Here is a 20,656-nt window from a genome sequence, read left to right on the forward strand (position 1 = left end):
CTGACAAAATATAGAATTCAGCTGTTTAAGCATTCTGTATCTATTAAAAAGAGCGGTATGCCATGGCATACCGCTCTTTCATTAAGTTTAAAACAATGATTAAAAGACTGCTCCTATTATGAAGCCTGCTCAGCATCCTCTTTATCATCATTCTGTTCAGGCTGCATACTGAACTCAGCGGCTGCAGTCTGTATAGCTGGGTTTGCCCTAGAGCTTTTCAATTTAATCTGCAAACGCAGCTCATTGGTAGAGTCGGCATTTCTAAGCGCCTCTTCATACGAAATAGATCCTTCGTTATACAAATCAAAGAGCGCCTGATCAAAAGTCTGCATCCCCAATTCACGCGATTTAGCCATAATGGCTTTTAGCTCATGGAATTCACCTTTCAGAATTAAATCTGAAACCAGCGGTGTATTCAGCATAATTTCAATAGCAGCGCGGCGCCCTTTGCCATCTTCTGTTCGGATTAAACGCTGTGAGATAATCGCTTTCATGTTCGATGACAAATCCATCAGCAGCTGATTGCGGCGTTCTTCCGGAAAAAAGTTAATAATACGGTCTAAAGTTTGATTGGCATTATTTGAATGCAGCGTGCCTAAGCATAAATGCCCTGTTTCTGCAAAAGCAATGGCATGCTCCATGGTTTCAGTATCACGGATCTCGCCAATCAGGATAACATCCGGTGCCTGACGCAGTGTATTTTTCAATGCATTGTGCCAAGAATGGCAATCAACACCGACTTCACGATGCGTAATCATTGATTTCTTATGCTTATGCACATATTCAACTGGATCTTCTACCGTAATAATATGCCCTGCGCTATGCTCATTACGGTAATCGATCATTGCCGCCAAAGAGGTTGATTTCCCCGACCCTGTGCCGCCAACCACCAAAACCAGACCGCGCTTTTCCATAATGACATTTTTTAATGATTCCGGCAGTTTCAGCTTCTGAAAATTAGGAATTTCATTGGTGATCGTACGGATAACCATGCCGACATTCAGCTGCTGCTGGAATACATTGACACGGAATCTGGATACATTTGGAACACTGATGGCAAAGTTGCATTCTAATTCTGTTTCAAATTCTTTGCGCTGTTTGTCATTCATTAAGCTGTGGGCAAACAATTTTGTTTTATCTGCAGTCAATTCCTGCTGGCCGAATGGTTTCATTAAACCCTGATGCTTAATGCTGGGTGGAAAATCTGCCGTAATAAATAAATCAGAGCCGCCGTATTCAACAACTTTACTCAGCATATGAAACATTAAACGGCGCGCTTCTTCCAGCAATTCGGCAGTGTACATAACAAATTTTCCCAAAATTATCTTCAGCTAAACAAAATCCCTGCTTGTTTTACAGTTCTTATTTTTGCATTGGCTCATTGTGCATAAAATTGAAAAGAGTCACAAATATAAATCATTCATTTAAATAATATTTTTTAAATTAATGTGCTGTATTTCAAATAAAATTAAAATAATATGATGCATTCTTTTTTATCATCATGCTGTCTAGCCATAAAGCCGCGGCATTCCCTATCTTCTATTCCATATCAGCAATACGCCCCTCAAATTAAGGGGCGTATTGCTTTGCACAATAATGATGTGAAAAAATCAACGGATGAATAAATCAGCCGACTCAATTAATTCAGGCGCTGCGTTTCAACAGCGCGGTTTCTAAAATTTCCGCCATGTCCAGCAACAGCTGTTCAGTCTTATCCCACCCTAAACAGCCATCTGTTACCGATTGGCCATACGTCATGTCACAGGAAATTTTTTGTGCGCCGTCTAGCAAATGGCTTTCCAGCATTACACCGCGAACATGGCTTAAATGCCGCTCTTCTACAATTGTACGCAAAACTTCAGGCTGCAAAAGCGGGTTCTTGCTGCTGTTGCCGTGACTGCAGTCAATGACCAGTGCAGGCAGCTCACCTTTGGCTTTGTCCTTAATTTTTTCAATTTCAGCCAATGCATAGTTTGGGCCAGTATTTGAACCGCGTAAAATCAAATGCGCCTTAGGATTGCCTTTTGAGGCTAAGATGCAAGGGAATCCAGCTTGGCTCATCCCCATGAACTGATGCGGATGTGACGCCGATTGAATGGCATCTAAAGCAATTTGAATTGATCCATCTGTACCATTTTTGAAGCCTACGCTGTACGGCATCTGGCTGGAAATTTCACGGTGAATTTGTGATTCGCTGGTACGCGCGCCAATTGCGCCCCACGCCAGAAGATCATCAAAATAAGCGGTCGCCATTGGGCTTAAAATTTCTGTAGCAATCGGCAAGCCCATTTCTATAATTTGCAGGTAAAGTTCACGGGATTTTTCTAGGCCCAATTGCATATTGGCTGATCCATCTAAATTTGGATCATAAAGGAAACCTTTCCAGCCTACGGTCGTACGCGGCTTTTCAATATATGCCCGCATAACCAGAAAAATTTGATCTGATACTTGCGCCTGCAGCTGTTTTAATTTTTTCGCATAATCTAAAGCTGATGATATGTCATGGATAGAACACGGGCCTGTGATTACCAACAGCCGGTTATCCTTGCCATCTAAAATATTTTGGATTGTTTCACGCTGTTCAGCAATTTGCTGAGCAAGCTTATGAGATAAAGGCAATTGCGCCTTCAATTGGTGCGGTAGGCTTAAAATTGTTTCTTGAGCTGATGGTTGTTGTAATGCAGTATTCAGAGCGTTCATTTGTCTTTCCTTTGGACTGTTATCATTTCACAGTCCGAACTTTTATTTGAGCGTTATGGGTCTAATGGATTTCTGATTAAGTGTCATAAACTGACCAAAATAAAACCAATATGAGCGGCTAAAATAAGAATAATTAAAAGTCATCATGAGTAAATCTCCAAAATATTTATAAAAATCAAGATATAAAAAAACCTGACCAGGGTTGCCGATCAGGTATAAACTTGGTGGGCAACCATTTCTTTGCCCGAATAAATTCAGGCAATTATCTAAATTGCCAAAAATAATACGATGCGTTAGAAAGAACTGGCTGCTTTAACATTTTGATTTCATCAAAAAAAGGTGCTTGTCTAAAAAATAAAATACGCTGTATTTATTGCTTTGACAATAGTTTTTTTGAAAATTTCCGTAGTGCAAGTTGTTTCTCCATCTGCTTTTTCTACGGCTTTTTTATTTATATATTGATTAAATATTCACCTTTGCTTAAAATTCTTTTGCAATCTATCTATTGTAATGCACTTTTCAATTTTCCGCTTTTTGAGTATCTGCCAATGAAGTAAGCGCTGTTTCATTATCAAAAACTGAATCTTCTTCTTTTTTGATGTGCAAAATAGTGCCCTTCATTCAGCTTTTTATACAAACTGAATAAAAAATACAAGCCTTTCAAATATTTAACTATTTTGCGCATTTTTGTCACTGCGAGGTGCATTAATGACCCTACTGGCATGTGCTGTTTCTCAGCTTAGCTTAGACTTTCTGAATAAAACATCCAATCAATCAACATTCCAAAAGCTGCAGTTCAATTTGACTCAACAGCAAATTTCAGCCTGCATAGGCAGAAACGGATTGGGGAAATCATTGCTGATGCAAGTTTTACATTTTCAGCGTACACCAATGCTGCCTTACAGCGGTGAAATTCTGTGGCAATTGCCGCATGCATATTTAGCGCAATTGAAGCGTGTAGATGAAAACACCATCACTGACGCGTTAGGCATTACCGAGATGCACCACGCTTTTATGCGAATTGAGGCTGGGACAGCCAGTTTTAAGGACTTCGATTTAACAGAAAACCAATGGCACTTGCCGGCGCAGTGGCGCGCGCAATTAACACAGGCGAAATTGCCGGATAACTTAAATTTTCCTGTTGAACTGTTAAGTGAAGGACAAAAAACAAAACTTGCGCTATGCGCTTTATTTTTAAAGCCTGATCATTATCTGCTTTTGGATGAACCCAGCAATCATTTAGATGCTGAATCGCGAACATGGTTAATGAACAGTTTAAAAACTCATCCTGCTGGCGCGCTCGTCATTAGCCACGACCGGACATTACTCAATCAAGCCCATCATATTTATGCACTGAATGAATATGGATTGCAGCATGTTTCAGGCAATTATAATGATTATGTTCAGCAGCATGAGCTGCAATATGAAGCGCTGGAGCGCCGCACTGTGCAACAAAAACGCGAACTTAAGCAGATGAAAGTCAAACAGCATGAAACCTTAATGAAAGCGCAAAAACGTGAACGCAGCGGAAAGCAGCTCAGGTCTTCCAACTCACAGGCGTCTATTTTATTGGACTTTAAAAAAGAACAAGCAGGACAAACCTTATCTGGCGTGCAGAAACAGCAGCAAAAACAGATGGAAGAAAAACAAACGTTATTAAACGCGGCTCAAAAACAGTTAGAGCATTTTAAACAGCAGCAGTTTAAATTTCAGCATCATGCGGTTAAAACCGGCGAAATATTAAGGATTGATCAGTTAACGCTGCCATTTGGGACTGAAAGGCCGCTGTATTTTTCCTTAAATGCGGGTGACAAAATTCATCTGCAAGGCTGCAATGGATCTGGTAAATCAACTCTGCTGAAATTATTGAAACAGCAGGCGCAGGCAGTCAATCCGCATATTTATTTGGCAGTAAAGCCTATTTATTTAGATCAAAATTTCAGTAATTTACAGACTGGGCATAGTGTTCTAGATAACTTATCGCTATTCAACCCAAAATTGCCGGCCTTAGAATGGCGCAATCAATTGGGTCAGCTGAGAATCCGAGGAGATCGGCCTGAACAGCCTCTATCACGGTTGAGCGGCGGCGAGAAGCTGAAAACTGCCCTGCTTGGTTTGAATTTTTGGCCTGAAAACATTGAACTGCTGCTGTTGGATGAACCTGAAAACCATTTGGATATTGAATCTCGGGAACTGCTGGCACAGGCCATTGCAGAATATACTGGCGCAGTAATTTTGGTGTCGCATGATGCTGATTTTGTAACGCAATGCGGTATAGAGATGCATTGGGATATAGAATCAAGAAAGCGCTGATTAAATTTCAAATACCTAATCCCCCATACCCGGCAAGTATGCTGCTGAGTATGAGGGGATGAGCAATGACATTGGGCTGCAGTGTTAATTTTTTAGACTTAGAATTTCAGTTTACGGGACAGCAAAGAGAACGCACGCTGCTTTGCTTGCTCAGTGTAATGTTTTGCTTCACTTTTCCAATCATTCGGCAATGAACACTTCGCAATACGCACCCAAACGCTGCCAAATTGCTTCATAAAACTGGCTTCGTTGTAGTTAATGCCGTATTCAGCGCATAAAGCCCGAATTTTTGGCGCAGCTTCTGCATAACGGTTGGCCGGCATATCCGGAAATAAATGGTGCTCAATTTGATGACTTAAATTGCCGCTCAATATGTGCAGCCATTGTGTTCCGCTGAAATTGCTTGAGCCGCGGATCTGGCGCAAATACCATTCAGCACGGGTTTCATTTTCAGTGTTGTCCATTTCAAAATTTTCAGCATCTTCAGTAAAATGACCATTAAAAATCACCGCCGACGCCCACAAACTGCGTATTACATTGGCTACTGCATTTCCGGCAAACACAGGAATGGCGTTGGGGCCCGCAATTAATGGAAAGAACACATAATCCTTAATAATTTGGCGCTTCATTTTCTTGCGCACTGGCTCGGCATCTTTCCATACTTGCGCCCAAGTTTTGGTCTTATACGCAATTGCTTCTTCCAAATGCAAATTTTGCAGTCCCACATACCATTCAAAAAACAGCATCAGCTGCGCCGCTAAGGGGATATTCAAAAGAAAGCGAGGTTCCCATTTTTGCGCATCGCTGACGCGAATCAAGCCATAGCCGACATCATGATCCATACCGACAATATTCGTGTACGTATGATGGATATAATTATGGGTATGTTTCCAGTCTGGACCTGTCGCCATGGTATCCCAATCATAATTGGCGCCATTTAAACTGGGGTCATTCAGCCAGTCGAACTGACCATGCATGACATTATGGCCCAATTCCATATTTTCTACGATTTTAGAAACACCCAATAGGCCTGTACCCAGCAGCCAGACCGGCGGAATCCAGCCAGCCAGCATCAGCATTCCGCGTGACGCTATTTCGCTATAGCGGACAAAATTGCGGATTTTATAAATATACTCCGCATCTTTTTCATTCAAGCTGTCCATGATTTCGCGGCGGATTGCTTCAACTTTTGCACCGAACTCTTCGACTTGGACTGTGCTCAAATACTGTGACTTACTTTTTTCATTAAAACTCATGGGCTTATTCATTTATTTTTCTCCCCTTTAACGCATATTGATAAATGTGGCTTATAGGTTAATTGTGACTGGACTGATGGCTTGGGAAATACACAATTTGATTTGTGAATTGTTCTGGCTATCAATTTCACCCGTCAAAATATTTTTTACTGAACCTTGCACCTTGGTGCATGAACAGGTATTGCAGATTCCCATACGGCAGCCATGTGATGGCCTTAAGCCCGCCTGTTCCGCGCTTTCCAGCAGATTGCTTCGGGCTTGAAAATTTTGCTGAGACCGCAAAAATCTAACAGGCTGCTCCGCGAGCGTTTCATCAATAGGAATTTGAAAATATTCCATATGAAGCTGAGCATCTAAGGCGGATTGAGCGTAAATCTGCTGAATGCTCTGCATCATTGAAGCAGCGCCGCAGGCATAGCAGTCACGCTGCTGGAAACCTTCAACCAACCCACTAAGCAATTCTTGCGTTAAGTGCTGTTTCTGCTGTGCAGTGTTAATCAAATGCAATTTTAACTGCGGGTAATTTGCAGCCAATGCTTGCAGCTCTGCCGCATATGCGCTGTCACGGCTGAAATAGACAAGGTCAACAGGTTGCTGGCTGCTCATCAAATGCGCATTAATCAGTGCATAAATTGCAGTAATGCCGCTTCCTGATGCAATCATCAAAGGAGCACGCTCAGATGGCTTTAATATGAAGTCACCCTGAGGCTGAGAAATCTCGACAACTGCACCCAGCGGCTGTGCAGCCAATGCATTTGAAACCAAACCTTGTTTTTTAACAGCAATACTGATTAAGCCTTGCGGTGAAGCCTGCACGATGGAATAGCTGCGCTGCTGGCGTACACCGCCAATTACCACAGTGACAAGCACGCTCTGTCCGGCCTGATAGGCTTGAACATTAAAGTTTTTGTTCGGGCGCAGCTGCAGCTGAATAAAGTCGGTGCTTAATGGTTTTACACTGATGATTTCAGCTTTGATTTTTTTCCATGCCCAAATTGAGTCAATTTTTTCTGCAAGAAAATCAACAAAATCTTCGCGGATCCATTCCGGCTTGTATTCTGCACGTGTATGCATACTGCCCTCTTCTAATTGAATGATATGAAAAATAATATACAAGTGTTCGTTATTGTGATGCCAAGATATTACGCTGCTATTTTCTGTTCTATGTCAATTCGGGTCAAAATCCATCATTTACGATTTATTTGCATTTTCTGTCAGACAATATGTCATCTTTTGCCAACGCGGCAGATCATTCATATCCAGCTATGGCTTGCTGAATTTGATTTATGTATTGCTGAACTGCTGCAAAGAATAATCAATCACATAGAGATAAGCCACATTAAAATATATTTTTCAGAAATGTAAAAAACCAAGCCTAGGCTTGGTTTTAATTGTTAAATCAGAAACTTATCAATCATCAAAATGCACAACAGAGCGAATAGACTTTCCTTCATGCATTAAATCAAAAGCTTCATTAATTTTATCTAGCCCCATAGTATGGGTTACAAATGGCTCAAGCTTAATATCGCCTCTCATGGCTTCTTCTACCATGCCCGGCAGCTGCGAACGGCCTTTGACACCGCCAAATGCCGTGCCTTTCCAAGTGCGGCCAGTGACCAGCTGGAAAGGCCGTGTAGAAATTTCCTGACCCGCTCCAGCGACACCAATAATGACGGACTGACCCCAGCCACGGTGCGCGCATTCCAATGCAGAACGCATTACATTGGTATTGCCAATGCATTCAAATGAGTGGTCTACCCCCCAGCCGGTCATTTCAACAATAACTTCCTGTACAGGGCGGTCATAATCTTTAGGATTCACGAAATCTGTAGCGCCGAACTCTTCAGCCAGCTTGAATTTTTCTGGGTTCATATCTACAGCAATAATCCGGCCCGCTTTGGCTTTTTGCGCGCCTTGAACCACTGCCAAGCCAATTCCGCCTAGGCCAAATACAGCAACGGTATCGCCTTCTTGAACTTTGGCCGTATTTTTAACTGCGCCTAAACCGGTTGTTACACCGCAGCCCAGCAAGCAAACATGCTCATGATTGGCTTCGGGGTTGATTTTTGCTAAAGAAACTTCCGCCACCACAGTATATTCAGAGAATGTTGAGCAGCCCATGTAGTGGTAAATCGGCTGGCCCTTATAAGAAAAACGAGTGGTGCCGTCTGGCATCAAGCCTTTGCCTTGAGTCGCGCGTACGGACACACAAAGGTTGGTTTTACCCGATTTGCAGAATAAGCATTCACCGCATTCCGCCGTATATAAAGGAATCACGTGATCGCCAGGCTTTACACTGGTCACACCTTCACCGACTTCAACAACAACACCTGCACCTTCATGCCCTAAAACTGCTGGAAATACGCCTTCTGGGTCATCACCGGACAGCGTAAAGGCATCGGTATGGCAAACACCTGTATGGCTGATTTTAACCAAGACCTCACCCGCTTTTGGCGGCGCGACGTCAATTTCTACAATTTCCAAGGGCTGACCCGGTCCAAATGCGACGGCTGCACGTGATTTCATGGAATGAACATCCTTTGATGGCAAGATTAACAGATGACCTACAGTAACCGCTTTTTATTCTATGATTCAACCTTTAACATGATGATAATATGCGCTTATAACTTTTTAATTCCCTAAAAATAAATATGCAGATTCATTTGCCCAAACCAGCTGTTTCATTTTCTTTAATGTTTCTTCTGCTCACGGGGTGCAGTTTGCCTATGAATACTTCAAAACAGGAAACCCCAATTAAACCCCATGCAGAACATTGGCTGGATCAAAGCAATAAAGATGCAGAACTGGCGCAAGGCCTGACAGGATATTTAGCGCTGGATGACGCCTTTATCAGTATTGCTTCACGGGTGCATTTAATCCGCAAAGCGCAGCACAATATTGACCTGCAATACTATATTTGGAAAGACGATTATATTGGCCACATGATGCTGCATGAACTGTTGAAAGCAGCGCAGCGCGGCGTTAAAGTCAGACTGCTCATTGATGATCAAAACGGCACTCAGCTGGACCATGCTTTAAAAGCCTTAGCATCGCATCCAAATTTTGAAATTAAGCTGTTCAATCCCTATAAATTCAGAAAGCTCCGGGTGATTGATTATGCCTTTCATCTTAAGCGGATCAACCACCGCATGCATAACAAACTGATTATTGCAGACGGCGCCATTGCGGTCACAGGCGGGCGCAATATCAGCCGGGAATATTTCGACGCCAGTGAAAGTTTCCAATTTACCGATTTGGACATTCTTTTTTATGGAAATGCAGTTAATCATGCCAATCAGGTTTTTCAGGATTTTTGGAATGACACGCTCAGCTATGACGTGCGCCAGCTCATAGGAACAGGTTCAAAAGACAGTCTGGCACAGCTGAACCGGCAATATGAGCAGGATGCTGTTCAAAAAAATAATGTGGAAAACAAAATTGAATTTGAGCAGAAGCAATTAGACCAAAACTTAAGACAGCGGTCATTCAATTGGGCGCCCGCCCATTTTGTCGCAGACAGCCCAGAAAAAATCCGTGGAAAAGCCACAAAACAGCAGCTGATTTATAATCAAATGATTCACTATATGGGAGAGCCTAAAGAGCATATCGAATTGGTTTCTGCCTATTTTGTGCCAACTCGGCGCGGCACTGATTATTTAGCCGGTTTAGCAAAGAACAAGGTCAAAGTGCGTGTATTGACCAATTCATTAGCTGCCAATGATGTTGCTGTTGTGCATGCGTTCTATCAAAAATACCGTCATGATTTATTAGCAAGCGGTGTTCAGCTCTACGAATTTAAACCTTATATTGAAAGAAAAAAACGCACTTGGTATGAAGTAATGACAGGCAATGTCATTCCCGCCAAAGGTAAAAATGCATCCAGCCTGCATGCTAAATTTTTTGATATTGACGGCATGGTGTTTATTGGCTCTTTTAATTTTGATCCGCGTTCGGCCAATCTTAATACCGAAGTTGGCTTAGTGGTTGAGTCAGAAAAATTACAGAACCAAATATCTAAAAGCCTAGACCAATATCTGCCGCAAGTTGCATATGAACTCAAATTGAATGATAACAACCAAATTATTTGGCTGAACCGCCGCACTGATGGTTCTATTCAAGAGCTAAAAGCAGACCCGAATACGACTAGATTTCAAAGATTTACCATGCATGCCGTCTCATACTTGCCAATTGAATGGATGATGTAATTACAATGTGCTTGCATTTAACTTTCTACTTCATTTCACTCAAAGGCGTTTACTCTTTAACTTTAAATACAGCGAGACCTTTTAATTCACGGATAAATTGAATTTTCTTGAAATTGGCTTGATGCAAAGCGTCAAGATGTTCATCGATTGACATATATAAATCATTATTTTGCATTGCCCCGGCGGCAAATATATGGTCACAAACAAAATAAAGGCTGTTCTCATGCATCAATTTCTTCACAGCTTGGTGAAATAATGGTGCATGAACTTTATGTCTTAATTCATGCAGCGCTTGATGGATCATAATCACATCAAAACCGCGTTGAGCGCTTTGGCCGGCGATTAAGCGCTCCCATTCAGGCTGTTTAAAGTCACCTGTAATAAATTGGCTTCTTGCCAATTCCTCTGTATCCAGCTTATTTCTTGAAAGCGTATGCATGGCGTCTGAAAAATCAAATGCCGTGTATTGAATATGAGGACAGCGCTGCAGCAAATGCTTGGCTAAATAGCCTGGACCTGCGCCAATTTCAAGAATTTGGCCGTAAGCCGCCTGCTGCAGAATTTCATCTGCATAATAATCAAAAATGCTATACCGCCAAGGCCTTTTAATATTCGCTTCATTTGCCCATTGCAATGCATCATCAGGCCTTCTTAAATCTATAGGGCTTTTTACTTCTTCAAGCATAGTGAATTTCTTATTTAATTTTGCATATTATTTATACATAAAAAAGATCAATCAGTGCAAAGGTTTTACAGCTGTTTTTCATTACATTAAAATTGCAAGATTAACGCTTCTCCCTTTATTTTCTGCTTTGTGACCACTCCCCATGCAATTTTTTGATTTAAGCCGTCAGTTCAATTTAAGTGACATTTTAACGCCGTATAAGACTTTAGAAGACTTAGCAGCGCAAGAATGGGTGTTGTCAAAAGTCCGTGTCGAACATGACTGCTTAACGGACAGCGAATTCATTGCAGGACAAGCCGTTTTAAAATCAAACCAAAATATTCAAATTGAGCTGGAATGGCTGATTCAAGATACAGGCCATGAGCTGCAAGTGTTATTTAAGGGCATTGAAACCGCGGCTTCGGAAGAAACTTTGATTTTAGTTAAAGGCGCAAAACTGCTGGATACTGAGAATCAAGAGCTGACATCACAAGCGTTGAGCCTTTGGCTAGACGGTACATTATTGCCTTTGATGCCGAATATCCGTAAAGAAATTAAGGCCCGATTAAACTTATGGGATTATGTAGAATATGATGGCTAAGCCTTAGATCTCCATAAATTTTAAACAGCATCACGCATTTTCAGCTCTTCTAAAACTTCGGTTAAAACATCGAAAACCTTTTTATCGGTACATTGTGCGACATTAAAACGGATAAATTGGCCTGCATTTTCAGATTGGCTGAAAGAATTCCCGGGCGCTAGAATGATTCCTTTGGCCAAGCAGCGCTGTGACAATTGAATGGCATCTATCTGATTAGGCAATCGGCACCATAAAAAAATGCCCGCTTTAGGCAAAAGTACAGGATGAATATTCAGGATTGCCAGCTTTTTAACGGTCTCAATCATAGATTTATGCAGCTGTTTTTTCAGCCATTCAATATGGCGCAAATAACTGCTGTCCATCAATGCCTGATAAATAATTTCGGCATTTAAATGGCTGCTATTAAAATGTGTCGCAATATTCAGATCAATCAGTTGATCAATCATTTCTTCTTGCGCAATGATATATCCGCAGCGAATAGCCGCAGATAAGGTTTTGGTGAAGCTGCCGATTTGGATCACCTGCTTTAAACCCAGTAAAGTCAAATAGCGCGGCGCCGGTGCATATTCAAAATCGGTGAAGATCTCATCTTCAATAATATAAAGGCCATTTTTTTCTGCAAGTTTTGCTATTTCATAGGCTGTCTGCATAGAAAGCGCGGTGCCGGTAGGATTATGTATCCCCGAATTGGTTAAATACAGCTTAGGCTGGTATTGAAGCGCTTGCTTAAATAGTGCTGCATCTGGTCCATTTTTAGTGAAAGGCACTGCAATAAAGTTGAGGCCATGCGCCTTGATTAAGGCCCTAAAGTTAAAATAACAAGGATCATCAATAATGACCGTATCTTCGGCCTTCAATAAATGCCGGAAAATCAAATCAATTGATTGCGTTGAAGAATCACTGACCAAAATCTGATTTAAATTCAATTCAACATCATAAGCCTCACGTTTTCGCGCAACATAGCGCCTTAAATCCACATGCCCATGAGGAATTGAGTAATCCAGAAGCAGGCTGCTTTTTGATTTTGCTACGGCCTTCAGCGCTTTACGTATGGCTTGCTCCGGCATCCATTCTTTCGGCAGCCAGCCGCAGCCGGGCTTTAACATCTCCTCAGGAGCATCCAACGACTGGCGGGAGATCCAAAGCGGATCGACTTCACGGCTATATTCAATTCCGCGTTCTGCCAATAACCCAGATGCTGTCGATGGACGGCAAACAAAATATCCTGCGCCAATCCGAGATTCTAAAACACCAAGACTGACCAATCTTGCATAGGCTTCTACAACGGTCGATACAGAACAGTTCAGCTGCTGCGCGTATTGGCGTACAGAGGGAACGCGGGTGCCAACAGTAAGTAAATTTTGACTGACTTGTTTTTGAACCAGCTGCATCACATATTCAATTTTTGTCGCCGCCATTTTTTATATTGTCCTAATGCTCAAAATGTATTGCAGCAAATTACGAAATTGGCCTGAGTAACGCTTAATCTGCTGTATTTCAGCTTATAAAAATGCAGAATAAAAATCAAATTGTATGGGATATCTACCCATAACAGTTCTTTATAATTGTATTGCACTGTATCTGTCCAGTTCTTATCTCTTCGCTTAAATTCCTTATATCTGCCTGCATATCATCTCTGGGAATAAAAACATGAAGAGCATTCATCAAGGCTGGCTGAATGGATTTATTGGCGTCTTGATTTTTGCCGGTTCAATGCCGGCAACCCGTCTAGCTGTTCAAGGCTTCAGCCCTGAATTTTTGACTGGAATACGGGCTGTGATTGCCGCAAGTATTGCGATTATGCTGTTGCTCATCCTTAGACAGCAAAGACCATCTGCCGCGCAGCTAAAATCATTAGCCATCGTCTCAATTGGTGTCGTTGCCGGGTTTCCGTTTTTTACAGCTCTTGCCCTGCAAACCCTCAGTGCCGCGCATTCATTGATCTTTATTGCCCTGCTGCCTTTATCGACCGCTTTCTTTGCGGTGCTGCGCGCCAAAGAATTGCCGCAAACAGCCTTTTGGATTTATGCCGGCCTTGGCAGCAGCGCAGTAATGTTCTTCATGCTGTATCAATCTGGGCTGCATGGCATTTCAATTGGCGATGCCTATATGATTGCAGCTGTTCTGCTGTGCGGATTGGGTTATGCCGAAGGCGGCATGCTATCGCGCAGTCTAGGCGGCTGGCAGGTTATTTGCTGGGCGCTGGTCATGGCTTTGCCGCTTATGCTGCTCATCAGCTGGATATATATCCCTCAGGACTTTAGCCGCATTCCGCGAACAGCCTATTTAGGTTTAGCATATGTCTCGCTATTCAGCATGCTGATTGGTTTTTTCTTTTGGTACAAAGGCCTTGCATTGGGCGGTATTGCAAAAATTGGTCAGATTCAGCTGGTTCAGCCATTTATCGGACTCATGCTGTGCGCCATTATTTTAAATGAGCACATCACACTGCTGATGATTGCCGTGTCTGCCGCGGTTGTCGCCTGTGTGGTCATGGCAAAAAAATATGCTTAAGAACCTCTACGCCACGGTGTTTTGAAAAATTCTCAGTGTTATTTTTACAATGGCTTGAATGACCAGTTCATTTCAAGCTATCGGCAAATAATTCAGACCTGATCTTGCTATATTAAATATTCAATAAAACTAAAATAATATAGGTGAATGAATGAAACCTCAGGAATGGGTTCATATACGCAAGGTAATAGCGCAGGCTCAGAAAGCATCCATGCATTGCTCAATAGCCACTGTAGACAATGATTTACAGCCGACCATTACCCCAATTGGCACGCTGTTTCTGCATGATACGTCTGCCCGCGGTTTCTTTTTTGACAGCTTTTCAGAGGCGTTGCAAGCGAATTTAAGCCATCATCCTAAAGCGTGCATTCAAGCCATCAACAGCAGCTCGTTATTTTGGCTTCAGTCGCTATACAAAGGTCAATTTAAAGATTTCCCCGGTATTCGGCTTTATGCAGAAATTGGTGATTTACGGCCCGCCAACGAGGCTGAGCTGGCCATGGTAAACCGTCGAATACGCGCATTAAAGTGGACGAAAGGCAGCAAATTAATTTGGAATGATTTCAAAAATGTCCGTGATTTTCAGGTCTATGGTTATAAATGGGTAAAATATCCGTACATGATGCCGGCTGAATCCTTTTAGGCTGATCAGTGCATGACGGATTTATATTTTTTATTTCTTAAAACCACTTAAAGTAAGCCTATTTCTAAAAATAAGGAATAATAAGCTTCTGCCTTTTTCTCTAGCGCTAAAGGATACGCGCGCGAAGAAGATGGCATTCTGTACAGCGTCAAATTGCGCCCTGCAAAATGCGCATGGCTGGAAGCGCAGATTATCGGCTTCTGCGTATTGTCAGGCATCGACAACATAAGCGTATCTGTTGCCTTGTCTCCTGTCGTCATAATGCTATGGCAATCAGGCATTTGCTTTAACAGCATTTCGATATCTGTCACAGTATGAATCTGCAAAAATTTATCTGAAGCATTGCCTTTCAGGCGGATCACTTGAGACGCCGTATCAAAAATCCCAATGCCTTTTTCATTCAGAAAATCGCGAATCTGCTGCTCTTTAAACGTTTTGCTATCCACATTCAAAAAATGGTTTTTATTTTGAAAGAAGCATAAGCCAAAGATTTTCCACATGTCATTTTGAAAATTGGGGTAATAAAAATCCATTTTCCAGCGCGTTTTGGGCGGCGGAAAGCTGCCGAGCATTAAAAGCTTTCCATTCTTAGGCAAAAATGGATGCAAGGGATGCGTCTCAATGACAGCATCAGCAGCCTGAGTATTTAAAGCATTAAGGGGATTCAGCACATCATCTTTCATAATTTTCAATTCAAGCAGCTTCGAAAAGCCTCAGCAGGCCATAATCAACAGGTTTTAAAACTGCTGGCGGATGATACTCGCCACTTCTTTCCCCCACAGTTGATAAATTTCCTTGCTGGGATGAAAACCGTCATCGGCCATTTGCAAGTTCAGCGCGCGGTATTTCTGCAAGTCATATTCAATCCACTGCATATGCTGCTTTTCCTGCACAAATTTTTCCAGCTGCTGATTCATCTGCTGTGCATATTGCCCAAACAGCCAGCTTAAAGGATTTGGCAATGCCGGAAACATATGCATAGGCGGTACACCGGCAGCAATCACAAGCTTTGGACTGAATTTATTTTGAATTAAAGCATACAGTTCATGCTGTTTTTTAATCCATTGCTTTGCAGACAACAGCTGAGTGACATCATTCACACCGACGGAAGTCAGCACCACATCATAATGGCAAGAGTTTAAAGCGTCTATTTTTTGAATGATTTGCCTGCTGTTATCTCCAGACTGCGCATGCAATTTCCAATCCAGCGCAAAATCCAGTTTCAACTCATCAATAACAGCCCCAAGCAAAGCATCATCCTGAGTAGATACTCCCACGCCAGCCGCAGCCGAGTCTCCCACAATTAAAATGGACAAGGGCGTTCCTGTACCCGTTTGGCCTTCACGTGCACCATCCGGCTCTGGCAGCCGCGGCGTATTTTTTTTTACGCGGGTTCCCTGAATGATTAAAGCAGGAATTAATGCGATGGTGGCGGCTTTTAACAACATAGGCAAATCATCAGATCTCGGCTTTTTATATTTTAAATGATCTGTGGAGCTAATTCATTGACCAATATACCTGTTGTTTGAATTTCAAAAGAAATTTCTTTTTTTTGCTGGAAGCAATAATTAATAATGATTATCATTTATGTAGATTTCTTGCTGATTCTTTATCTTTATGCTGCAAAAAAAATTCTATTCAATACTGCTGGCATCAGGCTTTGCACTCACCTTCCCGCAGCTTTTTTGCAAAAGAAAACTCACAGTCCACATGGACAGAAATGCATAAAAACTTAAGCTATGCCGCTCCGTGTGAAGCAATTAAGCCACAAAGCCCGCGTTTGATGCAGCTGCAGTCAAAAATTAATGCTCATCCGCAACAGACAGCTAAAATAATTGAAGAGTTTTGGCATGCTGCTGCACAGCAAGGGACTCCATGGATTGAGCAGCTTGATGACAAGACCAGCCGCGTGATTTTTTTATGGCGCGGAGCGCAGCAGAATGTCCGGCTAATTGGCGGGCCAAGCAATGACCATGAATGGCTGACCCGTATTCCGAAGACAGATATTTGGTTTAAAGAAGCGATTGTGAGCAATCAGTTTATAGGCAGCTATAGTTTTGCTGTAGATCTTCCAAATGTGGAGGGTTATTTATCCCACTATTGTCCGCATTTAGATTCAAGCTTAAAAGAATCCCGCGCGCAGCGCCGTACAGTACTGCAAGTCCAAAAACTTGATCCTTATAATCCGCATCGGTATTTGCCTTTAAATGACACTTCTGGGCTGCGCAATGAAAACTATGCAACGTTGAAAGATGCGCCAAAATTTATCAACCCGCAGGATTATGCCGATACGCCAGATCCCGAAGTTAAAACATATACCTTAGACAGCAAAGGCTTAAAGAATCAGCGCAGTATCCAAATTTACCAATCCAAGTCTAAAAATTCACAGCAAGATTACATTACAGCTATCTTCTTTGATGGCAAACAATATGCGGACTTGCTGCAGGTGCCTAAAGCATTGGATATTTTAGTTGAACAAGGCAAGCTTCCGCCTATTCAAGCCGTCTTTGTTTCTGCGCCAAATGACGCTGAAAGACCTAAAGAGTTGACACCGAATCCTGAATTTAAAGCATTGGATATTTTAGTTGAACAAGGCAAGCTTCCGCCTATTCAAGCCGTCTTTGTTTCTGCGCCAAATGACGCTGAAAGACCTAAAGAGTTGACACCGAATCCTGAATTTAAAGCATTTTTTGGTCAAGAATTATTGCCGTGGATAGACCAGCATTTGCCGAATAAACGTAATAAGAAAAAAACCGTCCTGCTAGGTTCAAGCTTAGGCGGTCTGAGTTCTGCTTACTTGGCCCTGCAATATCCGAAGGAGATTAGTCATGCTGTACCGCTTTCTGGCTCTTTTTGGTGGCAGGCCGATCAAGTGGATAAACCCAACGGCATGAGCAAAATTATTCGTTCTCAAAAAACATCGCCTGAACAGCATTGGTTTATTTCTGCCAACAGCTATGAAAGCTCACGTAATAATAATGATCTAAGCATTTTAGAGACAGCTCCAATTGTCGCAGCGGACTTAAAAGCTCAAGGGCATGATGTGACTTACAAAAGTTATGCAGGCGGACATTCCTATGCTGTTTGGCAAGTCGCTTTACAGGATGCATTGAGGCATTTCTTTGCAGACTAATCTCTGCCTTAACAATTCTAGGAAATATTTTGATTAGAGGCCTGTGCTACCAAATAGATACGTGATTACGGCTAAGCTAAGTCATAAGACTGATATTGTATTTAAATAAAATGCCGTTTTCTTGCAGGCTTAGCCTCTTTTAAGGTTCTTAATCCTGCAGGCTGACTTTACTAATTGTGGTTTCTGAAAAAGCAGAAGGTAAATTCCCATGATCTATAAAGCTGCGCTTGCAGTCATAATCGCAATTGGCAGTACATCCGCATTTGCTCTGACAAATTCAGAACAGCAGCAAGTGAATCGGATTATCCAGAATTTTCAGCAGAACAATCAGCGGGCTATTATTCAAAATATCCGTTATCCATTGCAGCGGGAAGCGCCAATTCCAGCGATTCAAAGTGCTGCAGACATGGAAAAACGCTTTAATCAGGTCTTTGATACTCAGCTGAAACAGGACATTGCCCGCTCTAAGCTTAGCCAATGGAGCTCTATGGGCTGGCGAGGCCTGATGCTGGATGAGGGCAAGGTTTGGCTGGATGGCGGAAAAATAACTGCAGTCAATTACAGCAGCAAGGCTGAACAGCAATATAAACAAAATTTAATTGCACAGCAGAAACAGCAGCTGCATCCATCATTGCAGAAGTTCAAAGCGCCAGTTTTCAGTTTTAAAACCCTGAGCTTTATGGTACGTATTGATGAACTCAGCAATGGCCAATACCGCTACGCTTCTTGGAAGGCCAATCAAAAACAAGCTGCAAAGCCATCTTTAATTTTAAATCAAGGTTCCGTCACATTTGACGGCAGCGGCGGAAATCATCATTACACGTTTAAAAGCGGTTCATATCTCTATACCGTTGAACGCAATATCATGGGCGAGAAAACAACACATGAAGTGGCTTTACAGGTAAAACAGCATAATAAAACTATCCTGAATCAAGCTGGAAAGCTCATGCATTAAAGCTATTGAATCAAAAAATATTTAAATAATAATTAAGCAGAATGCTTTAAATACGGACTGTTTCAAAGTCTGAATGATCTTGCAATATCAGGTTATTCAGACATGCTCCTAAACGTCAGATTAATTCGCGGCGTATGAACTTTCCGGCTGACCGGCAAGTGATGCAGCCAATTGCTTTGTGTTGTGCCTTTCATTAACAGCAAGCTGCCATGCGCTAAAAGCGTCTCTACTTTTTCTCCCGTTTGCTTATGTTTAAATAAAAAGCGGCGGGCTGCGCCAAGACTAAGAGACGCAATAGTTCCGTTCTTTTTCAAGGCAGTTTCACCATCGCTATGCCACGCCATACCTTCACTGCCATCATGATATAAATTCAGCAGGCAGGAATTGAAATGTTCACCGCAATTCGCTTCTATTACAGCCTTTAATTCTAATAGCGCATCTGTCCATGGCAATGCTGTTTTCTCTACGCCTGAATACGTATATGAATAATCACCGTCACCGTACCATGCTGCTTTTCTCTTTGTGCAAATGCGTTTGCCAAAAATGACTGCCTCATCATGACGCCATTGAATACACTGCATAAAATGCTGAAAATAATCATTGGCTTTTGGCTCTGATAAAATCAGCCCGCGATATTCCACACAGCCATCATAAGGAAGTAAATTGTGCCAAGGAGCACTGAATGCTGATTCGGGTTTACGGTCATCAAGCAGGTTCATGCGTTTTCACTCCTTCCCAGCCAATCATAGCGGTTTTGCGCGGCGCTCCCCATTTATAGCCGCCAATAATGCCTGTGGAACGGATTACTCGATGGCATGGAATTAAAAATGCGACAGGATTGCTGCCTATAGCTGTGCCTACAGCCCGATGGGCTTGGGGATTTTCAATATTCTGCGCAATATCGCCATAAGTCTTGAGCTGGCCCATCGGTATTTTCATCAGGCTTTGCCAGACTTTTAGCTGGAATGGCGTCCCTTTTAAATGCAGTTTAATGCTTGGCAATGACTTTGCATTAGTAAATATACACAAAGCACTTTGTTGAAAAGCATCCGTCTGCTCTATAAATTGTGCAAGCGGAAAAGCATCAAATAATTGCCGGAATGCCAGCTCGCGGCTTTCTTCAAAAGCCATATGGCAAATCCCTTTGTGGGTAGATGCGATAATCACTTCTCCAAAAGGTGTATCTGCAAAACTGTATGAAATGACCAAGTTTTTGCCTTGATTTTTAAATTCAGCAGGTGTCATGCCTTCTATCTGAATAAAAAGATCATGCAAGCGGCTTGGGCTTGAAAATCCAGTTTCATAGACTGCATCTGACATTGAAAACTCAGCGCTTTGTTCCAAAATTTTTTTAGCATATTCAACACTGATATATTGCAGAAACTTTTTGGGGCTGACCCCGACCCAATCCTTAAACTGTTTTTGAAAATGAATTGGACTGAGATGAACAGATGAAGCAATTTCATCTAAGCTTGGCTGCTGCTTAAAATTCTGATGAATGTATGCGATTGCATCTGCAATTCGGTCATATTGATTCTGCTTGAGCATTTCAGCATGATTCATAGTGTCAGCCTCCTCTGTTCTTCTTAGTATAAAAATATACAACAGCAGAGAAAATCCGAAACTTGTGTTTTAAGCACTGCATGTTAAAAAATAAAAAAACTCCATACGG

Annotated in this window: 18 protein-coding genes; 7 read left to right on the forward strand and 11 right to left on the reverse strand. The window is 42.1% G+C overall.

Annotated features, from left to right (window positions below; genetic code table 11):
- Positions 1-116: 116 nt before the first annotated feature.
- Complete coding sequence (locus AZH43_RS04820) at positions 117-1,304, reverse strand: PilT/PilU family type 4a pilus ATPase (protein ID WP_067667159.1); 1,188 nt, start codon at positions 1,302-1,304, stop codon at positions 117-119.
- A gap of 340 nt (positions 1,305-1,644) precedes the next feature.
- Positions 1,645-2,700, reverse strand: coding sequence for a 3-deoxy-7-phosphoheptulonate synthase (locus AZH43_RS04825; RefSeq protein WP_067667161.1), 1,056 nt, complete (start codon positions 2,698-2,700; stop codon positions 1,645-1,647).
- A gap of 708 nt (positions 2,701-3,408) precedes the next feature.
- Here AZH43_RS04825 and AZH43_RS04830 point away from each other — a divergent pair.
- The gene (locus AZH43_RS04830; RefSeq protein ID WP_067667163.1) at positions 3,409-5,013 is read left to right on the forward strand and encodes an ATP-binding cassette domain-containing protein; all 1,605 of its coding nucleotides are present in this window, start codon (positions 3,409-3,411) and stop codon (positions 5,011-5,013) included.
- A 98-nt stretch (positions 5,014-5,111) separates the two neighbouring features.
- Here AZH43_RS04830 and AZH43_RS04835 read toward each other — a convergent pair whose 3' ends face one another.
- From AZH43_RS04835 to AZH43_RS04845, 3 genes are all read right to left on the reverse strand, one after another.
- Positions 5,112-6,281: a fatty acid desaturase family protein gene (locus AZH43_RS04835; RefSeq protein WP_067667165.1), complete on the reverse strand. Its 1,170-nt coding sequence runs from the start codon at positions 6,279-6,281 to the stop codon at positions 5,112-5,114.
- Between the two features lie 39 nt (positions 6,282-6,320).
- Entirely contained in the window at positions 6,321-7,343 is a 1,023-nt protein-coding gene (locus AZH43_RS04840; RefSeq protein WP_067667390.1) for a ferredoxin reductase, read from the reverse strand.
- Positions 7,344-7,679: 336 nt separating this feature from the next.
- The gene (locus AZH43_RS04845; protein ID WP_067667167.1) at positions 7,680-8,795 is read right to left on the reverse strand and encodes an S-(hydroxymethyl)glutathione dehydrogenase/class III alcohol dehydrogenase; all 1,116 of its coding nucleotides are present in this window, start codon (positions 8,793-8,795) and stop codon (positions 7,680-7,682) included.
- A gap of 125 nt (positions 8,796-8,920) precedes the next feature.
- Between AZH43_RS04845 and AZH43_RS04850 the strand changes: the two genes are divergently transcribed.
- Positions 8,921-10,474 (forward strand): phospholipase D family protein, encoded by a 1,554-nt coding sequence (locus tag AZH43_RS04850; RefSeq protein WP_067667170.1) that lies wholly within the window; start codon positions 8,921-8,923, stop codon positions 10,472-10,474.
- Between the two features lie 49 nt (positions 10,475-10,523).
- Here AZH43_RS04850 and AZH43_RS04855 read toward each other — a convergent pair whose 3' ends face one another.
- Positions 10,524-11,159, reverse strand: a complete 636-nt coding sequence (locus AZH43_RS04855) for a class I SAM-dependent methyltransferase (protein WP_067667172.1) — start codon at positions 11,157-11,159, stop codon at positions 10,524-10,526.
- 142 nt (positions 11,160-11,301) lie between these two features.
- On the opposite strand from AZH43_RS04855, the gene AZH43_RS04860 reads away from it, so the two are divergent.
- The gene (locus AZH43_RS04860) at positions 11,302-11,739 is read left to right on the forward strand and encodes a hypothetical protein (RefSeq protein ID WP_067667174.1); all 438 of its coding nucleotides are present in this window, start codon (positions 11,302-11,304) and stop codon (positions 11,737-11,739) included.
- A gap of 20 nt (positions 11,740-11,759) precedes the next feature.
- Here AZH43_RS04860 and AZH43_RS04865 read toward each other — a convergent pair whose 3' ends face one another.
- The gene (locus tag AZH43_RS04865) at positions 11,760-13,157 is read right to left on the reverse strand and encodes an aminotransferase-like domain-containing protein (RefSeq protein ID WP_067667176.1); all 1,398 of its coding nucleotides are present in this window, start codon (positions 13,155-13,157) and stop codon (positions 11,760-11,762) included.
- Between the two features lie 232 nt (positions 13,158-13,389).
- Between AZH43_RS04865 and AZH43_RS04870 the strand changes: the two genes are divergently transcribed.
- Both AZH43_RS04870 and AZH43_RS04875 read left to right on the forward strand, forming a co-directional pair.
- Positions 13,390-14,253, forward strand: coding sequence for a DMT family transporter (locus tag AZH43_RS04870; RefSeq protein ID WP_067667179.1), 864 nt, complete (start codon positions 13,390-13,392; stop codon positions 14,251-14,253).
- A 151-nt stretch (positions 14,254-14,404) separates the two neighbouring features.
- Positions 14,405-14,896: a pyridoxamine 5'-phosphate oxidase family protein gene (locus AZH43_RS04875; RefSeq protein ID WP_067667182.1), complete on the forward strand. Its 492-nt coding sequence runs from the start codon at positions 14,405-14,407 to the stop codon at positions 14,894-14,896.
- A gap of 47 nt (positions 14,897-14,943) precedes the next feature.
- On the opposite strand, the gene AZH43_RS04880 is transcribed toward AZH43_RS04875, so the two are convergent.
- Positions 14,944-15,579, reverse strand: a complete 636-nt coding sequence (locus AZH43_RS04880; protein WP_067667183.1) for a uracil-DNA glycosylase family protein — start codon at positions 15,577-15,579, stop codon at positions 14,944-14,946.
- A 54-nt stretch (positions 15,580-15,633) separates the two neighbouring features.
- Complete coding sequence (locus tag AZH43_RS04885; RefSeq protein ID WP_067667185.1) at positions 15,634-16,344, reverse strand: SGNH/GDSL hydrolase family protein; 711 nt, start codon at positions 16,342-16,344, stop codon at positions 15,634-15,636.
- Positions 16,345-16,616: 272 nt separating this feature from the next.
- Between AZH43_RS04885 and AZH43_RS04890 the strand changes: the two genes are divergently transcribed.
- Positions 16,617-18,029 (forward strand): alpha/beta hydrolase-fold protein, encoded by a 1,413-nt coding sequence (locus tag AZH43_RS04890; protein WP_162840076.1) that lies wholly within the window; start codon positions 16,617-16,619, stop codon positions 18,027-18,029.
- Between the two features lie 208 nt (positions 18,030-18,237).
- Positions 18,238-18,984, forward strand: coding sequence for a hypothetical protein (locus AZH43_RS04895; RefSeq protein ID WP_067667189.1), 747 nt, complete (start codon positions 18,238-18,240; stop codon positions 18,982-18,984).
- A 92-nt stretch (positions 18,985-19,076) separates the two neighbouring features.
- On the opposite strand, the gene AZH43_RS04900 is transcribed toward AZH43_RS04895, so the two are convergent.
- Positions 19,077-19,703 carry an alpha-ketoglutarate-dependent dioxygenase AlkB family protein gene (locus AZH43_RS04900; protein ID WP_067667191.1) on the reverse strand — a complete coding sequence of 209 codons (627 nt, stop codon included), beginning with the start codon at positions 19,701-19,703 and terminating at the stop codon, positions 19,077-19,079.
- On the reverse strand, positions 19,690-20,532 hold the full coding sequence (locus AZH43_RS04905) for a methylated-DNA--[protein]-cysteine S-methyltransferase (protein ID WP_067667392.1): 843 nt from the start codon (positions 20,530-20,532) through the stop codon (positions 19,690-19,692). The genes AZH43_RS04900 and AZH43_RS04905 overlap by 14 nt, the downstream gene beginning before the upstream one ends.
- Positions 20,533-20,656 lie beyond the last annotated feature (124 nt).

It is taken from the genome of Acinetobacter pragensis, from assembly GCF_001605895.1.
Taxonomy (GTDB): Bacteria; Pseudomonadota; Gammaproteobacteria; order Pseudomonadales; family Moraxellaceae; genus Acinetobacter; species Acinetobacter pragensis.

Bases quoted from the DNA above. Each gene is read 5' to 3' on its own strand.
- AZH43_RS04890 (WP_162840076.1), top strand. From the start codon at position 16,617: ATGCATAAAAACTTAAGCTATGCCGCTCCGTGTGAAGCAATTAAGCCA.
- AZH43_RS04825 (WP_067667161.1), bottom strand. From the start codon at position 2,700: ATGAACGCTCTGAATACTGCATTACAACAACCATCAGCTCAAGAAACA.
- AZH43_RS04905 (WP_067667392.1), bottom strand. From the start codon at position 20,532: ATGCTCAAGCAGAATCAATATGACCGAATTGCAGATGCAATCGCATAC.
- AZH43_RS04855 (WP_067667172.1), bottom strand. From the start codon at position 11,159: ATGCTTGAAGAAGTAAAAAGCCCTATAGATTTAAGAAGGCCTGATGAT.
- AZH43_RS04850 (WP_067667170.1), top strand. From the start codon at position 8,921: ATGCAGATTCATTTGCCCAAACCAGCTGTTTCATTTTCTTTAATGTTT.
- AZH43_RS04835 (WP_067667165.1), bottom strand. From the start codon at position 6,281: ATGAATAAGCCCATGAGTTTTAATGAAAAAAGTAAGTCACAGTATTTG.
- AZH43_RS04830 (WP_067667163.1), top strand. From the start codon at position 3,409: ATGACCCTACTGGCATGTGCTGTTTCTCAGCTTAGCTTAGACTTTCTG.
- AZH43_RS04875 (WP_067667182.1), top strand. From the start codon at position 14,405: ATGAAACCTCAGGAATGGGTTCATATACGCAAGGTAATAGCGCAGGCT.
- AZH43_RS04885 (WP_067667185.1), bottom strand. From the start codon at position 16,344: ATGTTGTTAAAAGCCGCCACCATCGCATTAATTCCTGCTTTAATCATT.
- AZH43_RS04865 (WP_067667176.1), bottom strand. From the start codon at position 13,157: ATGGCGGCGACAAAAATTGAATATGTGATGCAGCTGGTTCAAAAACAA.
- AZH43_RS04900 (WP_067667191.1), bottom strand. From the start codon at position 19,703: ATGAACCTGCTTGATGACCGTAAACCCGAATCAGCATTCAGTGCTCCT.
- AZH43_RS04840 (WP_067667390.1), bottom strand. From the start codon at position 7,343: ATGCATACACGTGCAGAATACAAGCCGGAATGGATCCGCGAAGATTTT.
- AZH43_RS04895 (WP_067667189.1), top strand. From the start codon at position 18,238: ATGATCTATAAAGCTGCGCTTGCAGTCATAATCGCAATTGGCAGTACA.
- AZH43_RS04880 (WP_067667183.1), bottom strand. From the start codon at position 15,579: ATGAAAGATGATGTGCTGAATCCCCTTAATGCTTTAAATACTCAGGCT.
- AZH43_RS04870 (WP_067667179.1), top strand. From the start codon at position 13,390: ATGAAGAGCATTCATCAAGGCTGGCTGAATGGATTTATTGGCGTCTTG.
- AZH43_RS04845 (WP_067667167.1), bottom strand. From the start codon at position 8,795: ATGAAATCACGTGCAGCCGTCGCATTTGGACCGGGTCAGCCCTTGGAA.
- AZH43_RS04860 (WP_067667174.1), top strand. From the start codon at position 11,302: ATGCAATTTTTTGATTTAAGCCGTCAGTTCAATTTAAGTGACATTTTA.
- AZH43_RS04820 (WP_067667159.1), bottom strand. From the start codon at position 1,304: ATGTACACTGCCGAATTGCTGGAAGAAGCGCGCCGTTTAATGTTTCAT.